Raw genomic sequence first — 25,700 nt, forward strand, 5'->3', positions numbered from 1 at the left:
ACGAATGAACCTTGAGGACCTGACCCAAGTCAGCAGCTGGCTGACGCAGGATCGGATCGACGCCGCGATCATGGTCGCGGTGAACGTGGTGGCGGCGCTGGTGATCTTGTTGGTCGCGATAGCGATCTCGGCCTGGGCGAAGCGTCGCATCGTGGCGCTCTCGAACCGATATGCGCGGCTCGACGACACGCTCTTCGGCTTCCTCGGGAACATGGTCAAATACCTGGTCCTCGCGATCGGGGTGATTTTCATCCTCAACCGCTTCGGCATCCAGACCACTTCGCTTGCCGCCCTCGTCGGCGCTGCCGGTCTTGCCATCGGCCTCGCGCTGCAAGGCACGCTGTCGAACCTCGCCGCAGGTGTGATGATCATTCTCTTCCGCCCGTTCCGGCAGGGTGACTTCATCGCGGCCGGGTCGGAAAGCGGCACTGTCACCGAGATACAGCTCTTTTATACGGTGCTGACCACCTATGACGGCATCCAGATCATCGTGCCCAACGGCGATATCTGGTCGAAGTCGATCATCAACTATTCCGCCAACCCGACCCGGATGATGGATCTGACGATCGGCGTCGCCTATGACGCCGATCTGAAGAAGACGCAGGAAGTGCTGGAGCGCATCTCGCTTTCGGACGAGCGCGCCCTGAAAGACCCGGCGCCGACGATCCGGGTGAAGGCTCTTGGCGACAGCTCGGTGGATTTCACCTTCCGCGTCTGGGCAAATTCCTCGGATTTCTGGGCCTTGCAGGCCGATTACACCCGCAAGATCAAGGAAGAGTTCGACGCGAACGGCATCGGCATTCCCTTCCCGACCCGTACGCTCGAAGTGGTTCAGGTGCCCAAGATCGAAACTGCCCCGGTAAAATCCGAGGGCAGCGCTGCGTGATCTGGTCAGAGGCGCGCAAGATGCTACCATTGACCCAAAGCTGAAGGGAGCGAGCCATGACATCAAAGCTTGACGCCGAAGAACGCAAGGCCCTTCTGGGCGCACTCGAAGACAGCGGCTGGCGCGCCGCCGAAGAGGGCGACGCGATGGTCAAGCGGCTGATCTTCAAAGATTTCTCGGCCGCCTGGGGGCTCATGTCGCGCGCCGCGCTCTGCGCCGAGACGATGAACCATCATCCCGACTGGCGCAATGTCTACAACAAGCTCGAGATCACGCTTTCGACCCATGATTGCGGCGGGGTGAGCGTGCTCGACATCGAGCTCGCCCGCGCGCTGGATGCTTTGGCCGAAGGTGTGGCGGAGGTCGACCGCGATATCGGTCGTCCGCTGATGCGGCTTGCCGATCAGGTCGAGGACTGAACGCGAGCCTCGAAGCCAGCCCGAATGAAAACGCCCGGCAGATTGCCGGGCGTTTCCGTTTACAGCGCAAGCGCGATCACATCTCGGCCAGCAAACCCTCACCCGCCGAGGCCTCGCAAGTGCCGGGGCTCTCCTCGACATGCAGGACCTTCACAACCCCGTCCTCGACGAGCATCGCATAGCGACGCGAGCGGTTGATGAGCCCGGCCGGCGGAGCGGTGAAATCCATTTCGATCGCCTGGGTGAACGCCGCTTCGGCATCGGCGAGCATCGTGATCCCGGCAGCCTCCGCGCCGGTCGCCTCGCCCCAGGCCTTCATCACGAAGGGATCGTTCACTGCGATGCAGATGATCTCGTCCACGCCCTTCGCGGCGAACGCCTCCTTGGTGCGGATGAAGCTCGGCACATGGGCGGTGGTGCACACGCCCGTATAGGCGCCGGGCACCGCGAAGATCACGACCTTGCGGCCCTTCATCTTATCGCCAAGGCTCACGGGTTGCGGCCCCTCCGGCCCCATCACGAGGAAAGTCGCGCCGGGAAGGGTGTCGCCAGTCGTTAAGGTCATGGAAAGCTCCGATGCTGTCGCGTTGCGTTTGTTCCGCAGCTCGATATAGGGTCGGGCGCGAAACGGGCCAGTGGAGAATGAGATGAGCGGGATCGTGATCGTCGGAGCGGGTCAGGCGGCAGCCTCGATGGCCGCCAAGCTGCGCGCCTTGGGCCATGAGGGAACGATCACCATTATCGGCTCGGAGTCGCTCCCGCCCTATCAGCGCCCACCGCTCTCGAAGGCCTATCTGCTGGGCGACATGGGCGTCGAGCGGCTGACGCTTCGCGCGCCGGACTGGTGGGAAGAAAACGCCATCACCTTGCGGCTCGGCACCTCCGTCACCGCGATCGACACCGAGGCGCAGCGCGTCACCCTTTCCGACGGCGAAAGCCTCGCCTATTCCGAACTCGCTATTTGCACCGGCGCCACACCGCGCCGACTGCCTGCCGCGATCGGCGGCGAACTGGGCAATGTCTTCACCGTCCGCAACCTCGCCGATGTCGATGCGATGCGACCGCTCTTCGACGCGGGCAAACGCCTCGTCGTCGTGGGCGGTGGCTATATCGGGCTCGAAGCGGCGGCCGTCGCACGCAAGCTCGGCCTTGAGGTCACCCTGATCGAGGCAGCTCCGCGCATCCTCGGCCGCGTCGCCTGCGCGCAAACGGCCGATGCGATCCGTGCCTTGCACCAAAGCCACGGCGTCGAGATCCTCGAAGGCATCGGCCTTGCGCGGCTCACCGGCGAGACCGATGTCACAGGCGCAGAACTGGCAGACGGGCGCACTCTCCCGGCCGATTTCGTGATCGTCGGCATAGGCGTGACCCCCGATGAAGCGATCGCCCGCGAGGCCGGTATCCAGTGCGAAAACGGCGTCGCTGTGGACGCCCAGGGACAAAGCTCGACCCCCCATGTCTGGGCGGCGGGCGACTGCGCTTCCTTCCCCGGACCGGAGGAGCGGTTGCGCCTCGAATCCGTGGGCAACGCGATCGACATGGGCGAATTGGTCGCCGCCAACATGCTCGGCGCGGCCAAGGATTACGCTCCCAAACCGTGGTTCTGGTCGGACCAGTTCGACGCGAAGCTCCAGATCGCGGGGCTCAACGCAGACTATGACCGGGTCGTCACCCGCCACGATGACGGCGCGAGCTTCTGGTATTTCCGCGACGGCCGCCTGATCGCCGTCGACGCGCTCAACGACGCGCGCGCCTACATGGTCGGCAAACGCCTGATCGAAGCCGCGAAACCCGTCACCCCCGAGCAGGTCGAAACCACGCCCGAGCTGAAGGCGCTGATGAAATGAGGATCATCGGGGGCGAACGGCGCGGGTTGAAACTGGCCGATGTCGGTGAAGGCGATGCGGCGGCGCATCTGCGCCCGACGACGGACCGCGTGCGTGAAAGCATCTTCAACCTTCTGATCAATGGCAGCCACGGCAATCCCGTGCCCGGCGCCCGGGTACTCGATCTCTTCGCAGGCACCGGCGCTCTGGGCCTCGAGGCGCTCTCGCGCGGCGCGGCGCGCGTGGCCTTCGTCGATGACGGCGCCACGGCCCGCGCGCTCTTGCGCCGCAATATCGAGGCGATGCGCGCGATGGGCGTCACGGATGTCTGGCGTCGCGACGCGACCAATATGGGCCCCAATCGCGGCCCCGGTTACGACCTGATCTTTCTCGATCCGCCCTATGGAATGGGGCTGGGCGAACGCGCCATCGCGTCGTGCCTCGAAGGCGGCTGGTTCGCTCCGGGCGCCACCATCGTCTGGGAAGAAAACACCCCGCCGATCCTCGCCCAACCCCTGATTCAACTCGACCAACGTCGCTATGGCGATACGCTGGTCACCCTCGCCCGGATGCCAGAATGATCCCGCAAGCCGTTCTCTTCGACTGCGACGGAGTGCTCGTCGACAGCGAGCCCGCCACCTTCCTGCTGATCCAGCAGGAATTCGCCCGCCACGGCGTCGAGAAATCAATCCCCGAGCTTGAAGAGGCCTTCATCGGCTCGACGATCGAACATGTCGCCAGCTGGGGCCGCGCGCGCGGTGCCGCCCTGCCCGAAACCTGGGTCGATGACTATTACGAGGCGCTTTACTCACGGCTGCGCGCGGGCACCGACCTGATGCCCGGCATCCCGGCATTACTGGCCCGCCTCGACGCCTCCGGCATCCCCTTCGCGGTCGGCTCGAATGGGCGGCAGGCGAAGATGGAGGCGACGCTCGGCCAACACCCCGAGATCCGCGCCCGGCTCGACGGGCTTCTGTTCTCGGGACAGGACCTGAACATGCCCAAGCCGAAACCCGATCTCTACCTCCATGCCGCCTCCGTGCTCGGCGCCGATCCGCAGGCTTGCGTCGTGATCGAGGACAGCCCAACGGGTGCACGCGCCGCGAAAGCGGCCGGGATGCGCTGCCTCGGTTATGCCCCTCAAGGCGCGAACCCGCGCCTCGCGGCCGAGGGCGCAGAGTTGTTCACCGACATTGCAGATGTGCCGCGCCTGATCGGGCTCGAGACCTGAAAGCGCTTCGCTTCTTCTTGATGAAAATATCTCGGGGGTGAGGCGCGCAACGCGCCGAGGGGGCAGCGCCCCCTCCTACCCTCCGACGATCGCGATCCCGCGTCGGATGAGGCCGCTCCCCCTCTTTCTCAGCCCTTGGCGTCCTCGAGGATCATCTGCGCCGCCTTCTCCGCAATCATCATCGTCGGCGCGTTTGTATTGCCCGAGGTGATCGTCGGCATGATCGAGGCATCCGCGATGCGCAAGCCTTTCAGGGCCTTCAGACGCAGGCGCGGATCGACAACCGCCGCGTCATCCGCGCCCATCCGGCAGGTTCCGACGGGGTGGAAGATCGTGGTGCCGATCTCGCCTGCGGCTTTCACCAGATCCTCTTCGGACTGGTAATCCGGGCCGGGCTTGTATTCCTCGGGGTGGTATTTCGCGAAAGCGGGCTGCTGCGCCACGCGACGCACCTGACGGATCGCCTCGGCGGCGACGCGCTTGTCTCCCTCGGTCGAGAGGTAGTTCGGCGCGATCTCCGGATGGGCACGGAAATCGGGCGAAGTGATGTGAACATGTCCACGGCTTTCGGGGCGCAGGTTGCACACGCTCGCCGTCATGCCGGGGAAGGGGTGCACGGGGTCGCCGAACTTCTCGAGGCTCACAGGCTGGACATGGTATTCCAGATCCGGCGTTTCCTTTTCCGGGAAGCTCCGGGTGAAGACACCCGCCTGGCTCGGCGACATCGACATCGGGCCCGAGCGGAACAGCGCGTATTCCATCCCGATCTTCGCCTTGCCCCAGAGTGTCGATGACATGGTGTTGAGGCTTTTCACCCCCTGCACCTTGTAGACGAGGCGCAGTTGCAGGTGATCTTGAAGGTTCTCGCCCACGCCATTCACCTCGGCGACCGGGGTAATCCCATGCGCGGAAAGCACATCGCCGCACCCGATGCCCGACAGCTCGAGGATCTGGACCGAGCCGATCGCGCCCGCCGAGAGCACCGTCTCGCCCGCCTTCACGTCATGGCTCTGACCGTTGCGGTTGTAGCGGATGCCGGTGACGCGGCCCTCCTCGATCAGCAGCTTCTCGACCTGGGCATGCGTCTCGATGCGGAGGTTCGGGCGGTTCATCGCGGGCTTGAGGAAAGCCTTCACCGCGTTCCAGCGCCAGCCCGCCTTCTGCGTGACATGGAAATAACCGCCGCCCTCATTGGTGCCGGCGTTGAAATCATCGGTGCGCGGGAAACCTGCCTGTTCGGCGGCTTCGAGGAAAGAGTCGAGCAGATCCCAGCGCACCCGCGCCTCTTCCACGCGCAGCTCGCCGCCCGCGCCATGCAGGTCGCTCTCGCCGCGATAGAAATCTTCCTGCTTCTTGAACAAGGGCAGCACGTCATCCCAGCCCCAGCCCGGATTGCCAGCCTGCGCCCACATGTCGTAGTCGCGCGCCTGGCCGCGCATGTAGATCATGCCGTTGATCGAGGAACAGCCGCCGAGGATACGCCCGCGCGGATAGAGCAGCTGGCGCCCGTTCAGCCCCGTGTCGGCGGCGGTCTTGTAGCCCCAGTCGGTGCGCGGATTGCCGATGCAGTAAAGATAGCCCACCGGGATATGAACCCAGTGGTAATTGTCGCGCCCCCCCGCTTCGAGCAGAAGCACCTTGTTCTTCGGATTTTCCGAAAGCCGATTGGCCAGAACGCAACCCGCGCTGCCCGCGCCCACGACGATATAATCGTATTGATCCATGATCCCCTCCCGCGATGCGCCTCCGTCCTCGTTTTCGCAAGCAAGCGACGCTGCGGCAAGGGCCGCACCGGGGCAATCGCGCAAAATCGCTTTGCACAAACGCAAGGAAGGGCTTGCCTGTCAGGGGGGTGATCCGTTCTATGGCGCAAACCTCTCGGAGCCATCCCGTGTTCGCCTATCGCCTCCTCGTAAGCTTCGCGACCCTGCCGGTTCTGGTCCGGCTGGGCTGGCGCGTGCTGCGCGGCAAGGAAAGCGCGCAGGCGGCGGGTGAACGGCTTGGCGGGGGGGAAGCTGCACCCGGGCGGGTCTGGCTGCACGCCGCATCGAATGGCGAACTGACCTCGGCGCGCCCGCTGATAGAGGCGATGCTGGCGCGCGATCCGGAGTTGCGGCTCATGGTGACGGTGAACACCGCGACGGCGCGCGCGATGGGAGAGGGCTGGGCCGATCCGCGCATCGCGATACGCATGGCGCCGCTCGATCATCGCGCGGTGCTGGGTCGGTTCCTGCGCCGCCATGCGCCGCGCGCGCTGATCGTGATCGAGAATGAGCTTTGGCCGAACCGGATGGCGCTGGCGGCGCGGGCGGGCTTGCCGATCCTCGTGATCGGGGCGCGGATCTCCGAACGCTCGGCGGCGCGCTGGGGCAAGACCGGGCTCGGGCAGAAGATGGTCGCGCAGATCGGGGCGCTCTCGGCGCAGGATGCGGGGTCGGAAAGCCGGTTCGTGAAACTTGGCCTGTCGCCCGAGCGGCTCTTGCCACAGGCGAACCTGAAAACCGCGATCACGCTGGAGCGCGGCGCGCCGCTTGATTGGGATCGCAGCGAGACGGTGCTCGCCGCGTCGACGCATGAGGGCGAGGAGACGCTGGTTCTGAGCGCCTTCGCCGAGGCCCGCACCCGCCGCCCCGGGTTGCGCCTGATCCTCGCCCCACGCCATCCGCGCCGCGCCCCCGAGATCGCGGCACTGATCGCGAAGGCGGGGCTGTCTCATACCAGCCGCTCGAAGGATGAGCCGCCCGCAGCAGAGGTCTATCTTGCCGATACGATGGGCGAGATGGGGCGCTGGTATGCAAGCGCCGGGATCTGTTTCGTAGGCGGTTCGCTCGTCGAGAAAGGCGGGCACACGCCCTACGAACCTGCGGGCTTCGACAGTGCGATCCTGCACGGGCCGCATGTCGCGAATTTCCGCGAGGCTTACGGCGCCCTTGATGAACAAGGCGGTGCAACGCTTTGCAAGGATGTGGCGGACCTCGCGGAGCAATTCGCGACGCTCGACGCCCCCGAGCAGGCGGAGATGGCCCGCGCGGCGCGGGCGGCGCTTGGCCCGCCCGCCGATATCGAGGCGTTGTCGCAGGCCGTGCTCGACCGGCTCTGAGCCGCGCGAGAGGCTTGCATTGCAGGCCAAAACGCTTATCTGCTCAGACATTCTGGAGATGATGCGCAGATGATCCGTTACACGCTGCAATGCGATCAGGACCACCGTTTTGAAAGCTGGTTCCCCTCGGCCGACGGGTTCGAGGCGCTAAAGGCTGCCGGTCAGCTGGAATGCGCGATCTGCGGCTCGCGCAGGGTCGAGAAATCGCTGATGGCGCCCTCGGTGACGCCCGCGCGCAAGAAGGCCGACGCGCCCGAGGCAAAGCCCGAACGCCCGCTGTCGGAACCCCAGTCGGAAGCCGAAAAGGCCTTCGCCGCGATGCGCCGCCACATCGAGGAGAACTCGGATTACGTCGGCATGAACTTCGCCAGCGAGGCCCGCGCCATGCATGCCGGCGAGACCGAAGCCCGCGCCATCCATGGCGAGGCGAAACTTGAAGAAGCGCGCGAGATGCTCGAAGAAGGCTTGCCCGTTCTTCCGCTCCCGTTCCTGACCCGCCGCAAGACGAACTGAGCCCGCTCAGCCCGCGATCTGCTCCGCCTGCCGCAACGCCAGCGCGCCGATGGTGAGCGAAGGGGCCTCGCCGCCTCCGGTCGAGGAGAAAAGGCTCGCATCCGAGATCCACAGGTTCGCGTGATCGTGGCTGCGCCCGAACGCATCGGCGACCGAGCTCGCACTGTCCGTCCCCATCCGCGCCGTGCCAAAGACGTGGGTTGCGGAAAAGCTGTCCCAGCTGCCGCGCTCCTCGAGCAGGGCCCCGGCCCCGGTTGCGCGCAAAAGGCTTCGGCAACCCTCGGCCATCTTGCGCAGCAGCGCGAGGCTGTTTTGCGTCAAAACCGAGCTAATCACCGGTAGCGGCACACCGTTGGCGTCGCGTCGTTCGGGCGAAAGTGTCACGTGGCTGCGCTCGTCAGGGATCACCGCCCCTATCGCCGCAACCGTGATCGCCGAACCGAACTGCGCCTGCATCGCCCGATGAAACGCGGCACCATGCCCCGGCACCAGTCGCTGTGCATAACCAATCGGCCCGCTCAGGCCCAGCTCGCGCACTGCAGAGGTGTAACGACATCCGCCTACAGCGCCCTGCACCCCGTCCGGCGCGGATTGCGCCCAGCAGATTGCGTCTGCGGGCAGACCCATATGACTATTCTCGAGCCCCGGCAGAATGGCCGTGCTCGACCAGCCCAGCGTTTCCATGAAGTTGCGCCCGACCTGCCCCGAGCCGTTCGCCACACCGTCGGGGGCACCGGGTTGGGCGCTCGCCAGCAGCAGGCGCGGGGTCTGTACGGCACCGCCCGAAAGGATGAGGATCGGGGTCTCCTGCCGAACCGTCCGTCCCGCATGGACATAGTGAACCGCCGCCGCCCGCCCGTTCGGGCCGAGCTCGATCCGCGTCACCGGCGCGTTCGCGATCAGCGTCAGGTGTCCGCTTTCCTGCGCATGACGCAGATATGTGACATCGGCCGAGCCCTTGTCGCCCAGCGGACAGCCCCGGCTGCACTGGCCACAATAATTGCACGAGGGCCGGCCGTCATAGGGCACGCTGTTGGCCGCACGCATATTGGCCTCGAAGGGCAGGCCGACCTTGCCCCCCGCCTCGACCAGACGCCGTGCGGGCGGGCTGAGCGGATGAGCGGGCAAAGGCGGCGGCGCGGCGCGCGGACGGGCATCGCTCCCCGACGGCTCCGCAGGCCCGGCCACCCCCATCATCGCCTCGGCCTGCACATAATAGGGCGCGAGTTCGTCATAGGAGAGCGGCCAGTCCGCCCCGACGCCATGATCGCGCGCAAGGTGAAAGCTCGCGGGATGGAGACGATGCGCCTCGCCCACGAAATGCAGCGTGCTTCCACCGACCCCCATCACATGCGCATAGCCGATGCCACCCGCCTCGCGAGACGCGGGTGGAGGCTGGCGCGGCGTCACGGCATCAAAGCTTTGAAGATCGCGGTCCGCTGGATCGAGCCGCCCCAAGTCGCCATACAGGATCTCGCCCCGGCTGCCCGGAGGAGCGGGGAACAGATGGCGCTCCCAGTCGGTATTGGTAAGCGAGTAATCCCTGACCGGATCGAAGACCGGCCCCGCCTCGAGCAAGAGAACTGAAAGCCCCCGCTTGGTCAGCGCCCAGGCAGAGGCCGCACCGCCCGCTCCCGAGCCAATGATCACGACATCGGGCGCATTCATGCCGTCCCCCATGGCGGCGGATATCCCAAGGGTTGCGGCGCAGGTTCGAGCGGCAAACCGGCAAGCGCCTCGGGATGGATGAAATAGTAGCCCACGGCAAGAAGCCGCGTCACATGATAGAACCTGCCCGGGATCTCGTTGTAATCCGCCTGCGCGAGCCAGTCGACGATCTCGTCACGCGCGGCGGGCGGCAGATCGGCAAAGCGCGCGGGCCCGACGCTGTCGAGAAAACCGGTCCCCGCGGCAATCAATCGCTCAGTGAGGCTGCCCGGCTCGATCTCTGCGCGCAGCTCCGCCCCGACGCCAAGTTCGCTTGCCGAGGGAACGCCCTCGAAACCGGGCAAAAGACTGTCGAGAAAGGCGTCGAACGTTGCGGGCGCGATGGTGGGCGACCCGAGATCTTGCGCGCGCAACACCCCCGGCGCGAGCCCCGAGGCAATCCCCGCCGCCATGGCGAGCAATGTGGCACGTCGCGTTGGATTACCGATGGCCCGACCCATGCAATTACCGGCCTTTCCTGTGATATTTCGGCCAAACTGCGGAGAACCTTACCCGTGGAAGCACTCGCGTTTCCTTGCGTAAACTCACGCTTTGGTGAATGCTTGCCGCGAAACCAAAAGAAATTCCACCCAGAATGACGGAGATCTGGATGAAACGCCTCGCAAGCGCAGCAATCATCGCCCTGACCACCCTCGCATCGGCCGCACATGCCGGCGAAATCATGCCGCCGATCTTCGGACCGAGCAAGAATTCCGAAAGCGAAACGCGCCTCTTTGCCGGTCTGAACTGGACCTTCGGCAAGCAGGGCGGCGGGCTGTCGACCCGCGTCGGCGCGATCTATACCGACATCGATTCCGACGATGACGTGCAAGGCGCGCGCGTCTTTCTCGATCTCGACCTGTTCAAGCAGGGCGGCACTCCCAGCGTCTTCGTGACGGGCTTCAAGGGGACGACCTATGGCATGGGCGAGCTGGGTCTGGGTTACGACTTCGGCAACGGCGAGATGATCGGCCAGTTCGGCGGTCTGATGAACCATTTCGAAATCGGCGGAAATTACGGCTTTTCGGGCAGCGGCATGAACGGCTACGTGGGCGTCACGAGCTTCAAGTTCGACAAGGTCCAGCCGAATGCCCCGTATGAAATGTACTGATAAAGACCCGCTCTAGATCAGATCGGTAGTCAAAGCCAACTCTGCGCGAGCCCGCCTCGCGCAGAGGTCCCGACCGGCGCGGACGCCACGTCCCCCCGGCACCACCTTTTCCAACGTCTTCGCGGGTTTGCCTCGCCCCTTTCCCCGACGCCAAGCAAATCTCTTGCGCGCGCCAACTGCTTGGGCTAGCAGGGGCGCGACTCTGCCCAAGGGGGTTTCCATGCCAATTCTGGTGATGAAATTCGGCGGCACTTCGGTCGCTGATCTCGACCGGATCGCCAACGCCGCCGAAAAGGTGAAGCGCGAGGTCGAGCGCGGCTATGACGTGATCGTCATCGTCTCGGCGATGTCGGGCAAGACCAATGAGCTGGTGAACTGGGTCGAAACGACCTCGCCGCTCTATGATGCCCGCGAATACGACGCGGTCGTTGCCTCGGGCGAGAACGTCACCGCCGGTCTGATGGCGCTGCGCCTGCAGGAGATGGGCGTCTCGGCGCGCAGCTGGCAGGGCTGGCAGGTTCCGATCAACACCACCTCGGCGCATAGCGCCGCGCGTTTCGTGTCGATCCCGCGCGACAATATCGATGCCAAGTTCGCCGAAGGCTTCCGCGTCGCGGTCGTCGCCGGCTTCCAGGGCCTTTCGGCCGAGGGCCGGATCACCACACTGGGCCGCGGCGGCTCGGACACCACGGCGGTGGCCTTCGCCGCCGCCTTCGGCGCGGAGCGTTGCGACATCTACACCGATGTCGACGGCATCTACACGACCGACCCGCGCATCTCTTCCAAGGCGCGCAAGCTCGACAAGATCGCCTTCGAGGAGATGCTCGAGCTCGCATCTCTCGGCGCGAAGGTGCTGCAAACCCGCTCGGTCGAGCTCGCGATGCGCTACAATGTGCGCCTGCGGGTGCTCTCCTCCTTCGAGGAGACCGATGAAAACTCTGGAACCCTCGTTTGCGGTGAGGATGAAATCATGGAATCGAAAGTCGTCTCCGGCGTCGCCTATTCGCGTGACGAGGCCAAGATCACGCTCTTCACCATCGAAGACCGCCCCGGCATCGCCTCGGCAATCTTCGGACCGCTGGCGGAGGCCGGGATCAACGTGGACATGATCGTCCAGAACATCTCCGAGAAGGACTATGACGACGCCCATACCGGCGCCGTGACCGACATGACCTTCTCCTGCCCGACCAACCAGGTCGCCCGCGCCCGCAAGGCGATGGAAGACGCGATGGCCGCGGGTCTGATCAAATATGACGACCTGATCATCGACACCGAGGTCGCCAAGATCTCCGTGGTCGGCATCGGCATGCGCAGCCATGCGGGCGTCGCGGCGAAGATGTTCGAGGCGCTGGCTGCTGAAAACGTCAACATCAAGGTCATCGCAACGTCCGAAATCAAGATTTCGGTGCTCGTCGACCGCAAATATCTGGAACTGGCGGTTCAGGCCCTGCATGATGCCTTCGAGCTCGACAAGGCCTGACTGACCGGCGGCCTTCATCAAACGGGGGCAGACTTTACAGATGGTGGAACTGAGCGAAAGTGACAGTCGCACGCTGCTTCGACGGCTGCGCGACACGCTGGCCACCGAGGGGAGCGGTCAGGATCGCCTGAACCACATCACCCGGATCATCGCGGATTCGATGGGCACGCAGGTGTGCTCGATCTACCTGTTCCGCGACCCCGAGACGCTGGAGCTTTGCGCCACCGAGGGCCTCAAACCCGAGGCCGTCCACCACACGCGGATGCGGCTGGGCGAGGGTCTCGTGGGCCGCGTCGCGCGGTCTGGCCGCCCGATCAACTCCGCCGATGCGCCCTCCGAGCCCGGTTTCCGCTACATGCCCGAGACCGGCGAAGAGATCTATTCCAGCTTCGTCGGCGTGCCGATCCAGCGCGTAGGCGAAAAACTCGGCGTGTTGGTCGTGCAATCGAAAGAGAAGCGCTCCTTCTCCGATGACGAGCTTTACGGGCTCGAAGTCGTCGCGATGGTGCTGGCCGAGATGACCGAGCTTGGCGCCTTCGTAGGCGGCGAGAATTCGGAAATCGGCGCGACCCACCGTTTCCCCGTGATGTTTCGCGGCGCGACCGGACAGGAGGGCGCGGCGGAAGGCCGGGTCTGGCTGCACGAGCCCCGCGTGGTCGTGACCAACCCGGTGGGCGAAGACCCGGAGGCCGAGGCGTCACGTCTCGAGGCCGCGATCAAGGAATTGCGTGGGCAGATCGACACCATGCTCAAGAGCCCGACCCTGATCGACAAGGATCAGCGTCAGGTTCTCGAGACCTTCAAGATGCTCGCCGCCTCGAAGGGCTGGAAGCGGCGTATGCTCGAGGATATCGCGGCGGGCCTCTCGGCCGAAGCCGCGGTCGAGAAGGAACAGAACGCCGCCCGCGACCGGATGGCGAAATCGCCCGATCCCTATCTGCGCGAGCGGCTCAACGATCTCGACGATCTGTCCAACCGGCTGCTGCGCCAACTCACGGGTCAGGGCACCGATACCGGCGCCGAACTCCCCGCCAACCCGGTGCTGATCGCGCGCAATATCGGCCCGGCGGAGCTGCTCGATTACGACCGCAAGCTCAAGGGGATCGTGCTCGAGGAAGGCTCGGTCGGGTCTCACGCCGCGATCGTGGCGCGCGCCCTGTCGATCCCGCTGGTGATCCATGCGGGCCGGATCACGGCCGAAGCCCTCAACGGAGACCCGATCCTCGTCGATGGCGATCAGGGTGTGGTGCATCTGCGCCCCGAGGAAAGCGTGACCCACGCCTTCCGCGACAAGATCGCGATGCAGGCCGAGGCACAGAAGCGCTATGCCAGCCTGCGCGACCTGCCCGCGCAGGACCGCAACGGCACCACCATCTCGCTGATGATGAACGCAGGTCTCATGGCCGACCTGCCCTCGCTGAAAGGCTCGGGCGCGGACGGTGTCGGCCTCTTCCGCACCGAGCTGCAATTTCTCACCCGCACCCGCGTGCCGCGCCGCGACGAGCTCGCCCAGCTCTATCGCCGCGTGATGGATGCGGCCGACGGCAAGCGGGTCCATTTCCGCACGCTCGATATCGGATCGGACAAGGTCGTGCCCTACATGAAACCGCAAGACGAGCCGAACCCCGCGATGGGCTGGCGCGCGCTGCGCGTGGGGCTCGACAAACCCGGCGTTCTGCGAATGCAGCTCCAGGCGCTGCTGCGCGCGGGCAATGGGCGGCCGATGTCGATCATGTTCCCCTTCATCGCGCTTCCCGAGGAGTTCACCGCCGCGCGCGACATGCTGCTGCGCGTACGCGATCGCGAAGCGCAGCTGGGTCGCCCCGTCCCCGAGGATCTCCGTGTCGGCGCGATGCTTGAGACCCCTTCACTCGGCTTCGCCCCCGACAGCTTCTATCGCGACTGCGATTTCATCTCGATCGGCGGCAATGACCTCAAGCAGTTCTTCTTCGCCGCCGACCGCGAGAACGAGCGCGTGCGCCGTCGCTACGACACGCTCGACGGCTCTTTCCTGAATTTCCTCGAACGGATCATCGCGCGCTGCTCGGTCTCGGGCACGCCGCTGAGTTTCTGCGGCGAGGATGCCGGCCGGCCGATCGAGGCGCTGACTCTCGCAGCACTCGGGATCCGCACGCTCTCGATGCGGCCCGCCTCCATCGGTCCGGTCAAACATCTGATCCGCCGCGCGGACCTGACCGAGCTTCGCCAGGTCATTCAAAGGGCACGCAACGAAGGCCAAAGCTCCGTGCGCGGCGCTGTCACCAACTACCTCGCGCATCTCTGAGGACAGCGGGAGGCGCGGCCCTTCCCAGCGCTGGACGACGACAAAGACCGGGATGAGAGGGGGCGCTGCCCCCTCGGCGCTTCGCGCCTCACCCCCGAGATATTTTCGTCAAGAAGAAGCGAGACCTCTTCTTCGAGTTGGCCCAAATATCCCTGCCGGAGGCATCCGAAGCCCGAAAGACGTGCCCGGCCGGGTCACTTCGCGATGCGCGCCACCAGCTCCTCGCGTAAGAGCCCCTCATCGGTGCCGCTGTCGCGGGCGAGTCGCTTGAGCCCGAAATGGACGCGGGCGATTTCCTGATAATAGCTGGTGAAGGCATAGTTCACCGCAGCACCCGCGACCGCGCCCAGGATCGGGGCCGCCTGGGCCGCGAGTTTCTGACCGAGCACCGCCGAAAGCCGCGGAGCGACCTTGGCGATGAGGGATTTCATGCTCGGCCCGGTGATCGTGGCGCGCGCGGCGAGAAAGCTCAGATCCATCCCGTCATCGTTTTCGAGCGGCCCGGCCGAGGCGAAGACGCGCAGGCATTCGAGGCGCACCTCGTCGGACGCCGGATCGAAACCATGTTCGGCGGCGATGCCCTGGATCGCACGCAGAAGCATCGTCACGGTGAAGGGCAATTCGGCGAGCGAGCTTGCAAGACCGCCTGCGCCCCCGGCCGCGCCCATCGCCGCCGTCAGCGTACGGTTGAGCCAGTCGGGGCGGTCCGACACGATGCCGCGCGAGCGTTCGGCCGCCACCATCGCACCGGACAGCGCGCGCTCCGTCGCCCCGTCGAGCCCACCCCGGACCGGGGCCGGAAGTTTCTCCAGCAGGCTCTCAGCGGAGGTGCCGACATAGCCGATCAGCTGCATCACGACGCCGCCCGCCGCGCGGTGGCGTCTGGCCAGCGCGTCGAGCTCTCCGAGCAGTGCGGGGTCGGTCACGGGGGGAAGGATCTCGGCCATGGGCATCTCCTGCTTTTGGCCAAATATGGGGGCAGCCGCGCCGTTCGGCAATCAGGCGGCCTTCTCGACGGGGCCTTTCACGCCCTCCCAGGCGCCGGGGACAAGTTCGAGCCCGAGCACGCGGTCGGGGTTGGTGGGGGGTGGCATCTCGACCCCTTCGAGCTTTTCGAACCCGAAGCGCGAATAATAGGGCTCATCGCCGACCAGCAGCACCCGCTCCCAGCCCAGACGATGCGCCTCGGCGAGGCTCTCATGCATCAAGAGCCCGCCCAGCCCTTCCCCCTGCCGCGTCGGGTGCACCGCGACCGGCCCCAGGAGCAACACCCGTTTGCCGCCGACGCGCACCGGCCAGTAGCGGATCACCGCGGCGAGAATGCCATCCTGGCGCAAGGTGAGGCACAGGGGCGCGACCTTTTTAACCCCGTCGCGCAGACGATAGGAGGACAGCGCCGTGCGCCCGGGCGCGAAGCAGAGGTCATAGAGCGCCTCGACTTCCCACCAGTCCTCGTCCGTTTCCTCTTCGAGCTGATACATCGCGCCCGTCCTTTTGCCCTGTTCGACGCGGTAGCACGCACTAAGATCAGGATCAAACAGGAGAAAGCATGTTCTATCGACCGCAAGATGGCCATGGGCTGCCGCATAATCCCTTCAACGCGATCGTGGCGCCACGTCCGATCGGCTGGATCTCGACGCGCGGAACAATGGGCGACAATCTCGCGCCCTATTCCTTCTTCAATGCCGTGGCCTATACGCCGCCGCAGGTGATCTTTTCCTCGACCTCGGCCAAGCCGGATCGTGAGGGCACCAAGGACAGCGTCGCGCAGATCCGCGAGTCTGGCGTGTTCTGCGTCAATCTGGTGACCTATGCGCTGAAGGATCAGATGAACGCGTCTTGCGCCAATTTCCCCGCAGGCACGGATGAGTTTGCCGAATGTGGGATCGAGAAAGCCGAATGCGAGACGATCGACTGCCCGCGCGTGGCGGCGGCCCCTGCGAGCCTCGAATGCCGTTTGGTGCAGGTGGTGGATCTTCTGGGCGAGGCGAACTTCCTCGTCCATGGCGAGGTCACGGGCGTTCATATCGCAGATGACTGTTTGCGCGAAGGCTTCTACCGCCCCAAGGACCGGCTGGTGCGCTTTGGCTATCGGGGGGATTATGCCGCAGTGAACGAGGCCTTCGAGATGCTGCGCCCCGCCGGGGGATGAGCCCTGCCCTCAGGCCTCCGGCTCGCCCTCCGTCTCAGGCCCCGACCTCAAGCCCCGACCTCAAGCCCTGCGTGCGCGGCGGCCTTCGACCAGCGTGTAGAGCCCGCTCGCCACGATCAGCACCGCCCCCGCAATCATCGCCGCGTCCGGGCGCTCTCCGAAGACGACCGCGCCAAGGATCAGCGCGAAGATCAGGCGGGTATAGCGGAAGGGCGTGATGACCGAGACCTCGCCCATCCGCATCGCCTTGGTCAGCGACCAGTAGGCGAAAGTGCCGAAGGCGACCGCACCTGCGATATCGCGCAGCGCGATCAGGTCCGGCGTGCTCGGCCCGCCGAAGATCATCAGGATCAGCGCGCCGGTCGGGATCAGCATCATGAACCCGTAGAAGCTGAGCTGGAAATTCGACAGCACCGGCGGGCAGGCGCGAGTCGCCAGATCGCGGCCCGCGAAGCCCAGCATCCCCAGCACCGTCCAGAGCGCGGCGGGCACGAACCCGTCGAGGCCGGGGCGCAGCACGATCAGTACGCCGAGAAAGCCGATGCCGACCGCGACCCAGCGACGCATCCCCACGCGCTCGGAAAACACCACCGCCGCGCCTGCGACCACGACCAGCGGCGTGGCCTGCAGGATGGCGGAGGCGTTCGACAGCGGCGTCAGCGCGATCCCCAGCGTATAGCCAAGACGCCCCACCACCTCGAGTACGAGCTTGATTAGCATCGGCTTCGAGAGCAGCGCCGGATGCAGCAGCCGTTGCCCGCGCGCGGTCACCAGTGTCGCGAAGACCGCCATGCCGCCAAGGCCGAACAGCATCAGCACCACGCCGACCGCGACATGGGTCGACGCTGATTTGACGAACATGTCTTCCATCGCAAAAGCCGCCATCGCGACCACCATCAGCACCGAACCGCGGATATTTTCCATATCTCCTCCCGAGGGGGCACTCCCTCGCCCCGCCTTTCGCCGATAGACCGCGCGGCAAGCGGCTGCAATCCCTCTTTCCTCCTGCGCGCCCGGGGCTTAGGCTCGCCGCGACAGTTTGCGGCTAACCGGAGGATGCGCGGGATGGAGAAGATGATCGGGGTGATCGGCGGCTCGGGCGTCTACCAGATCGACGGGCTGGAAGGGGCCGAATGGGTCACGGTCGACACGCCCTTCGGCGCGCCCTCCGATCAGGTTCTGACCGGCACGCTGCACGGCGTGAAGATGGCCTTCCTGCCCCGCCACGGGCGCGGCCATGTCGAGACCCCGACCACCGTCCCCTACCGCGCCAATATCGCCGCGATGAAGCAGCTGGGCGTGACCGATCTCGTCGCGGTCTCGGCGGTGGGCTCGCTGAAAGAGGCCTATGCGCCGGGCGATTTCCTGATCGTGGATCAATATATCGACCGCACCTTCGCCCGCGAAAAATCCTTCTTCGGCCCCGGCATGGTGGGCCATGTCTCGGTCGCCCATCCCGTCTGCGCGGACCTGTCCGCCGCCTGCGCCGAGGCCGCGCGCAAGACCGGCGTAAAGGTCCATGAGGGCGGCACCTATGTCGCGATGGAAGGCCCGCAATTCTCGACAAAGGCCGAGAGCGAGCTTTACCGCCAATGGGGCGCCGACGTGATCGGCATGACCGGGATGCCCGAAGTGAAGCTCGCCCGCGAGGCGGAACTCCATTACGCCTGCGTCGCGATGATCACCGATTTCGACTGCTGGCACCCCGATCACGACGCCGTGGACGTGGCGCAGGTCGTGGCCGTCGCGATGAAGAACGCGAGCAAGGCCCGCGATCTGGTCGCGGCCCTGCCCGCACTGCTCAAAGGCGCTGCGGGAGAATGTACGACCGGCTGCACCCGCGCGCTCGACAGCGCGATCATGACCGCGCCCGACAAGCGCTCGGCCGAGATGAAAGAGAAACTGAAGACTATCGCGGGCCGCGTGCTCGACCTCTGAGGACCGAATGAAAGACGTCAAAGACTATATCCGCACCATCGCCGATTTCCCGCATGAAGGGATCATGTTCCGCGATGTGACGACCCTGTTTGCCGATCCGCGCGGCTTCCGCATGGCGATCGACCAGCTTCTTCACCCCTGGGCGGGCCAGCAGATCGACAAGGTCGTGGGGCTGGAGGCGCGCGGCTTCATCCTTGGCGGCGCGATTGCCCATCAGCTTTCGAAAGGGTTCGTGCCGATCCGCAAGAAGGGCAAACTGCCCGGCCAGACCATCAGCCAAGCCTACCAGCTCGAATATGGCGAGGCGGTGATGGAGATGCATGAAGACGCGATCCAGCCCGGCGAGAAGGTTCTGATCGTCGATGACCTTCTGGCCACGGGCGGCACCGCGCGGGCGGGCATCCAGCTGATCGAGCGCGTCGGCGGCGATATCGTCGGCCTGTCCTTCATTGTCGATCTCCCGGAACTGGGCGGGCGGAAACTGCTCGAAAGCCTCGGGATGAATGTGAACGTGCTCTGCGAGTTCGAGGGGCTGTGAGCCCGGGTCCGGTCGCTGCCGTCCTTGCCGTGGTGATCCGCGACGGGCAGGCCCTTCTGGTGCAGCGCGCGAACCCGCCCGATGCCGGACTCTGGGGATTTCCCGGCGGCAAGATCGAGTTCGGTGAGACGCTTCTCTCGGCAGCCGAGCGCGAGCTGCGCGAAGAGACCGGCGTGCGCGCAGAGGCAACGCACGCCTTCAACGCGCTTGATGTCCTTGCACAGGGCGCAGATGAGATGCTGGAGCATCATTACGTGCTGATCGCGGTCGAATGCCGTTGGCTGGCCGGAGAGCCAAGTGCTGCCGATGATGCGCTGGATGCCCGCTGGGTCGATCTCGACCGGATCGAGGATCTTCCCCTGAGCCGCGATGTGGCACGCGTCGCGCGGCAGGCCGCAGCACTGTACCATTCTCATTCGCGTTAACCCATCGCTAATTCGAATCGCGCTAGGCTGACCGCGCCTGATGGTTCGGCTGCTTGCATACACACGTGAACCGGAATGCCGCGCCCCGCCTGCTCTCCTGGCGGGGCGCGTCTCGTCTCCACCTCAGCGTTCGGCCAGAACCGCGCCGGGATTGAGGATGCCTTTCGGGTCCAGCGCCGATTTGATCGCCCGCATCGCCGCCAGCTTGCCCGGATCGCCGTAACGCTCCAGATCGCCGACCTTGAGCCGCCCGATCCCATGCTCGGCCGAGATCGAGCCGCCGAAGCGATCCACCAGATCGTAGACCGTCTCGGGAATCGCGCGGCGCAGGTTTTCGTATTCCTTGCGATCGCGCCCTTCCGCCGGGAAGGCGTTGAAATGCAGGTTGCCGTCCCCGACATGACCGAAGCAGTTGATGCGGATATCGGCAAGCGCGCGCAGGGCCGCCTCGGCCTCTTCGATGAACTGAGCCAGCTTCGGCAGCGGCAGCGAAATGTCATGGCTGGAAATCGAGCCGATCCGCTTGTTCGCCTCCGGCAGGCTCTCGCGCAGGGTCCACATCTGGGCGCGCTGGCTCTCGGAGCTTGCGATGACCCCGTCACGTACAAGGCCCTCGCCCGCCACGAAGAGCCCCGCCAACGCTTCTTCCGGCGCCAGCCCCTCCGGCAGGCCGATCTCGATCAGCACCGACCAGTCCGGGCGCGCGGCAAATGGCTGATGCACCTCCGGGCCGACGGCATCCAGAAACCGCAGCCCCTGCCCCGAAATCAGCTCGAAAGCCGAGACACAACCCGGCATCCGCGCTTCGGCCAGTTCCAGCAATGCCAGCGCCGCCGACGGGCTTTCGACCACCATCATCGCCGTGCCGACCGCCGCAGGTTTTGGCAACAGCCGCAACGTCGCCGCAGTGATGATCCCCAACGTGCCCTCGGACCCGATCAGCAGGTCCTTCAGGTCGTAGCCCGTGTTGTCCTTGCGCAGATGTTTCAACCCCGAGATCACCGTGCCATCGGCCAGCACCGCCTCGACCCCCAGGCAAAGCTCGCGGGCATTGCCATAGCGTAGCACGTTCACGCCGCCCGCATTGGTCGCCAGCACGCCACCGATCCGCGCCGAACCTTGGCTCGCGATGGTCAGCGGGAACAGCCGTCCCGCGCGATCCGCCGCCTGCTGCGCGTCCAGAAGTGTCGCGCCCGCCTCGATCTCCAGCACATGGCCCGTGACCGCCCGCACCGACGCCATCTTCTCAAGGCTCACGATCACCGGCGCGGGGCCCTCTTCGATGATCTGCCCGCCGACCAGCCCGGTCCCGCCGCCAAAGGGCACCACCCCTACACCCGCACTGTGGCAGGTCCGCAGAATCGCCGCGACCTGCGCCGTCGAGACGGGCTTCACCAAAACCCCGCCGCAACCCTTGTAACGCCCGCGCGGCTCCTCGAGATAAGATACCCCCGGCGCGCCGATGCTCAGCCCCGGCACCTCTGCGCGCAGCGTCTCGACAAAGCTCTCATCGGCAGGTGCGCGCATCGAACACTCCTTCGAATTGGCCCAAATATCCCGGGGGTGAGGCTGTCAAGCCGAGGGGGCAGCGCCCCCTTCCTGACCTGTCTCATTCGTCTTGCGGCAGAGGTGTCCGCACCTCCGCCCCGTATGCGTGGCCCGCCTTATCGCCAGGTCGGATGGAAACGGTTCGCCGGGCTCAACGTGAAGATCTCGCAGCCATCCGCGGTCACCCCAACCGAATGCTCGAATTGCGCGCTCAGCGACTTGTCACGCGTCACGGCGGTCCAGTCATCGGCGAGAACCTTGGTTTCGGGGCGGCCTAGATTGACCATCGGCTCGATCGTAAAGATCATGCCTTCCTCGAGCACCGCACCCGAACCCGCGCGCCCGTAATGGAGCACGTTCGGCGGTGCGTGGAAGACCTTGCCGACACCATGGCCGCAGAAGTCACGCACCACCGACATCCGGTGGCCTTCGACGAATTTCTGGATCGCATGGCCGATATCGCCGAAGGTGTTGCCCGGCTTGACCTGTTCGATCCCGATCATCAGCGCGTCATGGGTGACCTGGATCAGCCGCTCGGCCTTCCGGCTCAGGGTACCCGCGACATACATGCGCGAGCTGTCCCCGTACCAGCCATCGAGGATCACCGTCACGTCGATATTGATGATATCGCCATCCTTGAGCTTCTTGTCGCCCGGGATGCCGTGGCAGACCACATGGTTGACCGAGATGCAGCTCGCATGGCGATACCCGCGATAGCCGATCGTGGCCGAAGTCGCGCCCAGCTCGGTGACGCGCTTGTCGATGAAAGCGTCGAGCTCGCCGGTGCTTACCCCCGGCTTCACCAGATCCGCCACCTCGTCGAGGATCTGCGCGGTCACCTGCGAGGCGGCGCGCATTCCAGCGAAATCGCTCTGGTCGTAAATCCGGATACCGTCTTTGGTCACTCGGGCCTGATTGTCGTCCAAGGGTCCACTCCTTGCAGGTTGCGGGCTCTAGATAGTCACAAAAGAACGCCTTGGCCAGTGCCCGCTCTTTTCCCCTGCCCCGCTGCGCCCTATACCAAGGCGAAAGGAGCCTCCCAGATGCCCAATCCCACCGCAGCGATCCTGATCATCGGCGACGAGATCCTCACCGGCCGCACCCGCGAGGGCAACGCCCATTTCCTTGCCGGAAAGCTGGCCGAACATGGCATCACCTGCCGCCAGATCCGGGTCGTGCCGGACGATAACGACGTGATCGTGGCGGCGGTGCGTGAGCTTTCGACAAGCCACGATCATCTTTTCACGAGCGGCGGCATCGGCCCGACCCATGACGACATCACCGCCGATGCGGTGGCCGAGGCGATGGGGGCCTCGCTCGACATACGCGACGACGCGCGCATGATCCTCGCAGAACATTACGCCGCGCGCGGGGTCGAGTTCACCACCGCCCGGCTGCGCATGGCCCGCATTCCCGCGGGCGCCGAGCTGATCGACAACCCGGTCTCGGGCGCACCGGGCTTCTCGCTGGGCAATGTCCATGTGATGGCGGGCGTGCCCAACATCTTCCAGGCGATGGTCGAGGGGCTCTTGCCGAAGCTCACCGGGGGCGCACCGCTGATCTCGCGAAACTGGCAGGTGATGGTCGCGGAGGCCTCCGTGGCCGATGAGCTGCGCGAGATCGCGGCGCGCTTTCCCGATCTCTCGATCGGGTCCTATCCCTTCGTGCAGGAGGGGCGATACGGGACAAATCTCGTCACCCGCGGCACCGATCCCGGGCGGGTCGAGGTGGGCTGGCAAGCGCTGAAGACCGCTTTCCCGGAGGGCAAATGACCGACGCCTACGCGATCATCGATGCAACCTGGCCCCCCGCGCAGTTTCGCCGTGCCGGAGGGTTCCTGATCCGCGACGGTCAGGGTGGCGGCTCGCGCGTCAGCTGCGCCACGCTCGAAGGTCCGCTGGAAGAGGCCGACATCCCGGCCGCGGAGGCTGCCCACCGCGCCCTCGGCCAGACCCCGCGCTTCATGATCCGCGATGGCGAAGACGCATTCGATGCGGTGCTCGAAGGGCGGGGCTACGAGGCCTATGATCCGGTCCGTCTGTGGTCGGCACCGATCGAGCAGGTGCAAGGTGAGGTGCCTCCCGTCACGGCCTTCGCCCATTGGCCACCGCTCCAGATCGCCCGCGATCTCTGGTCTGAGCTTGACGTCGGCCCCGAACGTCAGGCGATCATGGAGCGCGTCACCGGCCCGAAAGCCTGTGTCCTGGGCCGCAAGCAGGATCGCGCGGCAGGCGTGGCCTTCGTCGCCCTCCACGAGGGTGCGGCGATGCTGCACGCGCTTGCTGTCGCCCCCCGGTTCCGCCGCATGGGGCTCGCGCGCCAGATGGTTCACGAGGCCGCCCGCTGGGCCGCCGAGGCAGGGGCTACGCGCTTCGAGATGATCGTGACGCTTGCCAATGATGCCTCGAACGGGCTTGCGCGTGACCTCGGGATGGAAGCGCGCGCGCAGTATCACTACCGCCGCAAGGAGGATGCCCTGTGACCCGTCTGGCTGGCTTCGCGCTCGCGACGTTGATCGCCGCGCCCGCGCTGGCCGAGCCGCTCGCGCTCAGCCTGCCCGGTGGCGCGACCCAATCGGCGCAGGCGTCGAGCCCGGCGACAAGCTACGCGCTCGCCGTCGGCCCGTGGCAGGATGGCGCGATCGAGCATATCGCGCTTGAGGGCGCGCGCAGCGACACCGCCTGGCGGCTCCGGGCGAACCAGAACACGACGCTCCAGATCCTCGCACCGCTGCGCGACCAGTTGACCGAGGCTGGTTACACACTGCTTTACGAGTGCGACACCGATGCCTGTGGCGGCTTCGATTTTCGCTATGCGCTCGACCTGCTGCCCGAGCCGTCGATGCATGTCGACCTGGGCGATTTTCGCTATCTCGCAGCGCGCAAGGGCGAGGAATATGTCGCGATCACGGTCTCGCGCTCGTCGGAGTCGGGATTTATCCAGATTACCGATCTCAGCGTACAGGACGTGACCCCGGCGCGGCCCGACAATCCGCTCGCGACACCTCTGCCCGCCGCCCCGTTGACGACGAATGCCACTGCGACCCCACCTTCGGCATTCGCCCGCGCGCTCGAAACCCGGGGCTCCGTCGCGCTCGACGATCTCGACTTTCCGTCTGGCGCGGCGACCCTCGGACCCGGAGAATTCGCCTCGCTTGCGGCCCTGGCGGAGTTTCTGAAGGCCAACCCGGACATGCAGGTCATGCTGGTCGGGCATACCGATGCGGTTGGCTCGCTGGCCGCGAATATCGCGCTTTCGAAGAAACGCGCCCAGTCTGTGCGCAGCAAGTTGATCTCCGACTATGGCACCGACCCGGCCCAGGTCAGCGCCGAGGGCGCGGGCTTCCTCGCGCCGCGCGCGAGCAGCCTGACGAAAGAGGGGCGCGAGAAAAACAGACGGGTCGAAGTGGTTCTCACTTCGACCCGCAGTTAGCGCGGTCCGGGCTGCTCGGACCCCGCAGGGGAAGATCGGCTCACCAGTTGTCAGGACCCTTCTCGGCGAAGGTCTGGGCGAGAAAATCGATGAAGGCGCGCACTTTCGGCTGGGTGAAACGGCCCGGCGGATAGATCGCGTAGATGCCCAGCGTCTCCATCGGCAGGTCGGGCATTGCCTCTTCCACGAGGCCCTGGCGCATCGCATCGGCATAAAGGAAGGACGGCAGGTAGGCGATGCCGAGCCCAGCGATGCAGGCATGCAGCAGCGATTGGCCGTCATTGACCGTCAGCCAGCCCGCCGAGCGCACCTGACGACGCTCGCCCGAGGGCGCGGTCAGCTTCCAGACATTGCCCGCCGACTGGTTCGAGTAATGCAGCAGCTTGTGTTCGTTGAGGTCGTCGATCCGCTCGGGGCGGCCGTATTTCGCGAAATACTCGGGTGCGGCGATCATCCGGCGCGAGGTTTCGGTCAGCTTGCGCGCGCGCAGGCTGCTATCCTCCAGCTCGCCGACGCGGATCGCCATGTCGAACCCTTCCGAGATCAGTTCGACATAACGGTTGTTCAGCACCATGTTCACGGTGATATCGGGGAATTCCTGCAGGAAATCGCCCAGAACGGGCGACAGAAGGTTCACGCCGAAATCCGTCGCGACCGAAATGCGCAGCAGACCCGAAGGCGCGGTCTGCATCGAGGTGACCAGCGCGTCGGCCTCGCCCGCATCGTTGAGCACCCGGCGTGCGCGATCGTAATAGGCCAGACCGATCTCGGTCGGGGAAACGCGGCGCGTGGTGCGGTTGAGCAGACGCGCGCCAAGGCGCGCCTCGAGCGCGGAGACGTGCTTCGACACGGCGGATTTGGAAATGCCCATCTTCTTCGCGGCATCTGTGAAGCCGCCCTGGTCGACGACCATTGCGAAGGCTTCCATTTCAGTCAGGCGATCCATCTAGCGCACCTTTGCGGAACTCGTTTTGTTTGTCGTTGTCGTCCGTTTTCGAGGTCAAATCGGGCGCAAATGGGGCCTCAGGGCGACAATAAGGGGGAAATGTCACGGGTTGGTTACTCTCACGAAACGGTCTCACCGCCTATGGATTTCCAAGGAAACAAGGC

General features: G+C 65.5%; 27 protein-coding genes. 17 read left to right on the forward strand and 10 right to left on the reverse strand.

Annotated elements, in window-relative coordinates:
* Positions 1–4: 4 nt before the first annotated feature.
* Together BMG00_RS07345 and BMG00_RS07350 are read left to right on the forward strand one after the other, a co-directional pair.
* Complete coding sequence (locus tag BMG00_RS07345) at positions 5–886, forward strand: mechanosensitive ion channel family protein (protein ID WP_078573784.1); 882 nt, start codon at positions 5–7, stop codon at positions 884–886.
* Positions 887–942: 56 nt separating this feature from the next.
* The gene (locus BMG00_RS07350) at positions 943–1,305 is read left to right on the forward strand and encodes a 4a-hydroxytetrahydrobiopterin dehydratase (protein WP_078573785.1); all 363 of its coding nucleotides are present in this window, start codon (positions 943–945) and stop codon (positions 1,303–1,305) included.
* Positions 1,306–1,381: 76 nt separating this feature from the next.
* Here BMG00_RS07350 and BMG00_RS07355 read toward each other — a convergent pair whose 3' ends face one another.
* The gene (locus BMG00_RS07355; protein WP_078525985.1) at positions 1,382–1,870 is read right to left on the reverse strand and encodes a peroxiredoxin; all 489 of its coding nucleotides are present in this window, start codon (positions 1,868–1,870) and stop codon (positions 1,382–1,384) included.
* Positions 1,871–1,952: 82 nt separating this feature from the next.
* Between BMG00_RS07355 and BMG00_RS07360 the strand changes: the two genes are divergently transcribed.
* From BMG00_RS07360 to BMG00_RS07370, 3 genes are read left to right on the forward strand one after another with little or no spacing between them, the layout of a single operon-like run.
* Entirely contained in the window at positions 1,953–3,152 is a 1,200-nt protein-coding gene (locus BMG00_RS07360; RefSeq protein ID WP_078573786.1) for an NAD(P)/FAD-dependent oxidoreductase, read from the forward strand.
* On the forward strand, positions 3,149–3,712 hold the full coding sequence (rsmD, locus tag BMG00_RS07365; protein WP_078525989.1) for a 16S rRNA (guanine(966)-N(2))-methyltransferase RsmD: 564 nt from the start codon (positions 3,149–3,151) through the stop codon (positions 3,710–3,712). Before BMG00_RS07360 ends, rsmD begins: the two co-directional genes overlap by 4 nt.
* Positions 3,709–4,362 (forward strand): HAD family hydrolase, encoded by a 654-nt coding sequence (locus tag BMG00_RS07370; RefSeq protein WP_245794964.1) that lies wholly within the window; start codon positions 3,709–3,711, stop codon positions 4,360–4,362. The genes rsmD and BMG00_RS07370 overlap by 4 nt, the downstream gene beginning before the upstream one ends.
* A 128-nt stretch (positions 4,363–4,490) precedes the next feature.
* On the opposite strand, the gene BMG00_RS07375 is transcribed toward BMG00_RS07370, so the two are convergent.
* Positions 4,491–6,086 (reverse strand): GMC family oxidoreductase, encoded by a 1,596-nt coding sequence (locus BMG00_RS07375; RefSeq protein WP_078573787.1) that lies wholly within the window; start codon positions 6,084–6,086, stop codon positions 4,491–4,493.
* 167 nt (positions 6,087–6,253) lie between these two features.
* Here BMG00_RS07375 and BMG00_RS07380 point away from each other — a divergent pair, with 167 nt between their 5' ends.
* Both BMG00_RS07380 and BMG00_RS07385 read left to right on the forward strand, forming a co-directional pair.
* A complete protein-coding gene (locus BMG00_RS07380; protein ID WP_093470035.1) occupies positions 6,254–7,462 on the forward strand; it encodes a 3-deoxy-D-manno-octulosonic acid transferase in 1,209 nt (402 codons plus the stop codon).
* Between the two features lie 69 nt (positions 7,463–7,531).
* On the forward strand, positions 7,532–7,975 hold the full coding sequence (locus tag BMG00_RS07385) for a DUF1178 family protein (RefSeq protein WP_078525995.1): 444 nt from the start codon (positions 7,532–7,534) through the stop codon (positions 7,973–7,975).
* 6 nt (positions 7,976–7,981) lie between these two features.
* On the opposite strand, the gene BMG00_RS07390 is transcribed toward BMG00_RS07385, so the two are convergent.
* Both BMG00_RS07390 and BMG00_RS07395 read right to left on the reverse strand, forming a co-directional pair.
* Entirely contained in the window at positions 7,982–9,643 is a 1,662-nt protein-coding gene (locus tag BMG00_RS07390; protein ID WP_078573789.1) for a GMC family oxidoreductase, read from the reverse strand.
* Entirely contained in the window at positions 9,640–10,143 is a 504-nt protein-coding gene (locus tag BMG00_RS07395; protein ID WP_146642575.1) for a hypothetical protein, read from the reverse strand. The genes BMG00_RS07390 and BMG00_RS07395 overlap by 4 nt, the downstream gene beginning before the upstream one ends.
* Positions 10,144–10,292: 149 nt before the next feature.
* On the opposite strand from BMG00_RS07395, the gene BMG00_RS07400 reads away from it, so the two are divergent.
* The 3 genes from BMG00_RS07400 to ptsP all read left to right on the forward strand — a co-directional run bounded on the left by BMG00_RS07400 (position 10,293) and on the right by ptsP (position 14,557).
* Positions 10,293–10,793, forward strand: a complete 501-nt coding sequence (locus tag BMG00_RS07400) for a hypothetical protein (protein WP_146642577.1) — start codon at positions 10,293–10,295, stop codon at positions 10,791–10,793.
* A 220-nt stretch (positions 10,794–11,013) separates the two neighbouring features.
* Positions 11,014–12,273, forward strand: a complete 1,260-nt coding sequence (locus tag BMG00_RS07405; RefSeq protein WP_078526001.1) for an aspartate kinase — start codon at positions 11,014–11,016, stop codon at positions 12,271–12,273.
* A 40-nt stretch (positions 12,274–12,313) separates the two neighbouring features.
* Complete coding sequence (ptsP, locus tag BMG00_RS07410; protein WP_078526003.1) at positions 12,314–14,557, forward strand: phosphoenolpyruvate--protein phosphotransferase; 2,244 nt, start codon at positions 12,314–12,316, stop codon at positions 14,555–14,557.
* 194 nt (positions 14,558–14,751) lie between these two features.
* Here the strand turns inward: ptsP and BMG00_RS07415 are convergent, their stop codons facing one another.
* Both BMG00_RS07415 and BMG00_RS07420 read right to left on the reverse strand, forming a co-directional pair.
* Positions 14,752–15,510, reverse strand: a complete 759-nt coding sequence (locus BMG00_RS07415; protein ID WP_078573791.1) for an EcsC family protein — start codon at positions 15,508–15,510, stop codon at positions 14,752–14,754.
* A gap of 45 nt (positions 15,511–15,555) precedes the next feature.
* Positions 15,556–16,038, reverse strand: coding sequence for a GNAT family N-acetyltransferase (locus BMG00_RS07420; protein ID WP_078526007.1), 483 nt, complete (start codon positions 16,036–16,038; stop codon positions 15,556–15,558).
* A gap of 68 nt (positions 16,039–16,106) precedes the next feature.
* Between BMG00_RS07420 and BMG00_RS07425 the strand changes: the two genes are divergently transcribed.
* A complete protein-coding gene (locus tag BMG00_RS07425; RefSeq protein ID WP_078573792.1) occupies positions 16,107–16,709 on the forward strand; it encodes a flavin reductase family protein in 603 nt (200 codons plus the stop codon).
* Between the two features lie 60 nt (positions 16,710–16,769).
* Here BMG00_RS07425 and BMG00_RS07430 read toward each other — a convergent pair whose 3' ends face one another.
* Positions 16,770–17,633 carry a DMT family transporter gene (locus tag BMG00_RS07430; protein WP_078526011.1) on the reverse strand — a complete coding sequence of 288 codons (864 nt, stop codon included), beginning with the start codon at positions 17,631–17,633 and terminating at the stop codon, positions 16,770–16,772.
* Positions 17,634–17,774: 141 nt separating this feature from the next.
* Here BMG00_RS07430 and BMG00_RS07435 point away from each other — a divergent pair, with 141 nt between their 5' ends.
* Genes BMG00_RS07435 through BMG00_RS07445 form a run of 3 tightly spaced genes read left to right on the forward strand, consistent with a single transcriptional unit; the run spans position 17,775 to position 19,610 of the window.
* Positions 17,775–18,647 (forward strand): S-methyl-5'-thioadenosine phosphorylase, encoded by an 873-nt coding sequence (locus BMG00_RS07435; protein WP_078573793.1) that lies wholly within the window; start codon positions 17,775–17,777, stop codon positions 18,645–18,647.
* A gap of 7 nt (positions 18,648–18,654) precedes the next feature.
* A complete protein-coding gene (locus BMG00_RS07440) occupies positions 18,655–19,185 on the forward strand; it encodes an adenine phosphoribosyltransferase (protein WP_078526015.1) in 531 nt (176 codons plus the stop codon).
* Positions 19,182–19,610, forward strand: a complete 429-nt coding sequence (locus tag BMG00_RS07445) for an NUDIX hydrolase (protein ID WP_078573794.1) — start codon at positions 19,182–19,184, stop codon at positions 19,608–19,610. Before BMG00_RS07440 ends, BMG00_RS07445 begins: the two co-directional genes overlap by 4 nt.
* A gap of 123 nt (positions 19,611–19,733) precedes the next feature.
* Here the strand turns inward: BMG00_RS07445 and BMG00_RS07450 are convergent, their stop codons facing one another.
* Both BMG00_RS07450 and map read right to left on the reverse strand, forming a co-directional pair.
* On the reverse strand, positions 19,734–21,137 hold the full coding sequence (locus tag BMG00_RS07450) for an FAD-binding oxidoreductase (RefSeq protein WP_078573795.1): 1,404 nt from the start codon (positions 21,135–21,137) through the stop codon (positions 19,734–19,736).
* 137 nt (positions 21,138–21,274) lie between these two features.
* The gene (map, locus tag BMG00_RS07455) at positions 21,275–22,084 is read right to left on the reverse strand and encodes a type I methionyl aminopeptidase (RefSeq protein WP_078526021.1); all 810 of its coding nucleotides are present in this window, start codon (positions 22,082–22,084) and stop codon (positions 21,275–21,277) included.
* Between the two features lie 117 nt (positions 22,085–22,201).
* On the opposite strand from map, the gene BMG00_RS07460 reads away from it, so the two are divergent.
* From BMG00_RS07460 to BMG00_RS07470, 3 genes are read left to right on the forward strand one after another with little or no spacing between them, the layout of a single operon-like run.
* Positions 22,202–22,930 (forward strand): competence/damage-inducible protein A, encoded by a 729-nt coding sequence (locus BMG00_RS07460; protein ID WP_078573796.1) that lies wholly within the window; start codon positions 22,202–22,204, stop codon positions 22,928–22,930.
* Positions 22,927–23,640: a GNAT family N-acetyltransferase gene (locus BMG00_RS07465; RefSeq protein ID WP_078526025.1), complete on the forward strand. Its 714-nt coding sequence runs from the start codon at positions 22,927–22,929 to the stop codon at positions 23,638–23,640. Before BMG00_RS07460 ends, BMG00_RS07465 begins: the two co-directional genes overlap by 4 nt.
* A complete protein-coding gene (locus tag BMG00_RS07470) occupies positions 23,637–24,590 on the forward strand; it encodes an OmpA family protein (RefSeq protein WP_078526027.1) in 954 nt (317 codons plus the stop codon). The genes BMG00_RS07465 and BMG00_RS07470 overlap by 4 nt, the downstream gene beginning before the upstream one ends.
* Positions 24,591–24,630: 40 nt before the next feature.
* Here the strand turns inward: BMG00_RS07470 and BMG00_RS07475 are convergent, their stop codons facing one another.
* Positions 24,631–25,536 carry a LysR family transcriptional regulator gene (locus BMG00_RS07475; RefSeq protein ID WP_078526029.1) on the reverse strand — a complete coding sequence of 302 codons (906 nt, stop codon included), beginning with the start codon at positions 25,534–25,536 and terminating at the stop codon, positions 24,631–24,633.
* Positions 25,537–25,700: the final 164 nt, after the last annotated feature.

Origin of the sequence: Thioclava marina, assembly GCF_002020135.1 — a bacterium.
Lineage (GTDB): Bacteria > Pseudomonadota > Alphaproteobacteria > Rhodobacterales > Rhodobacteraceae > Thioclava > Thioclava marina.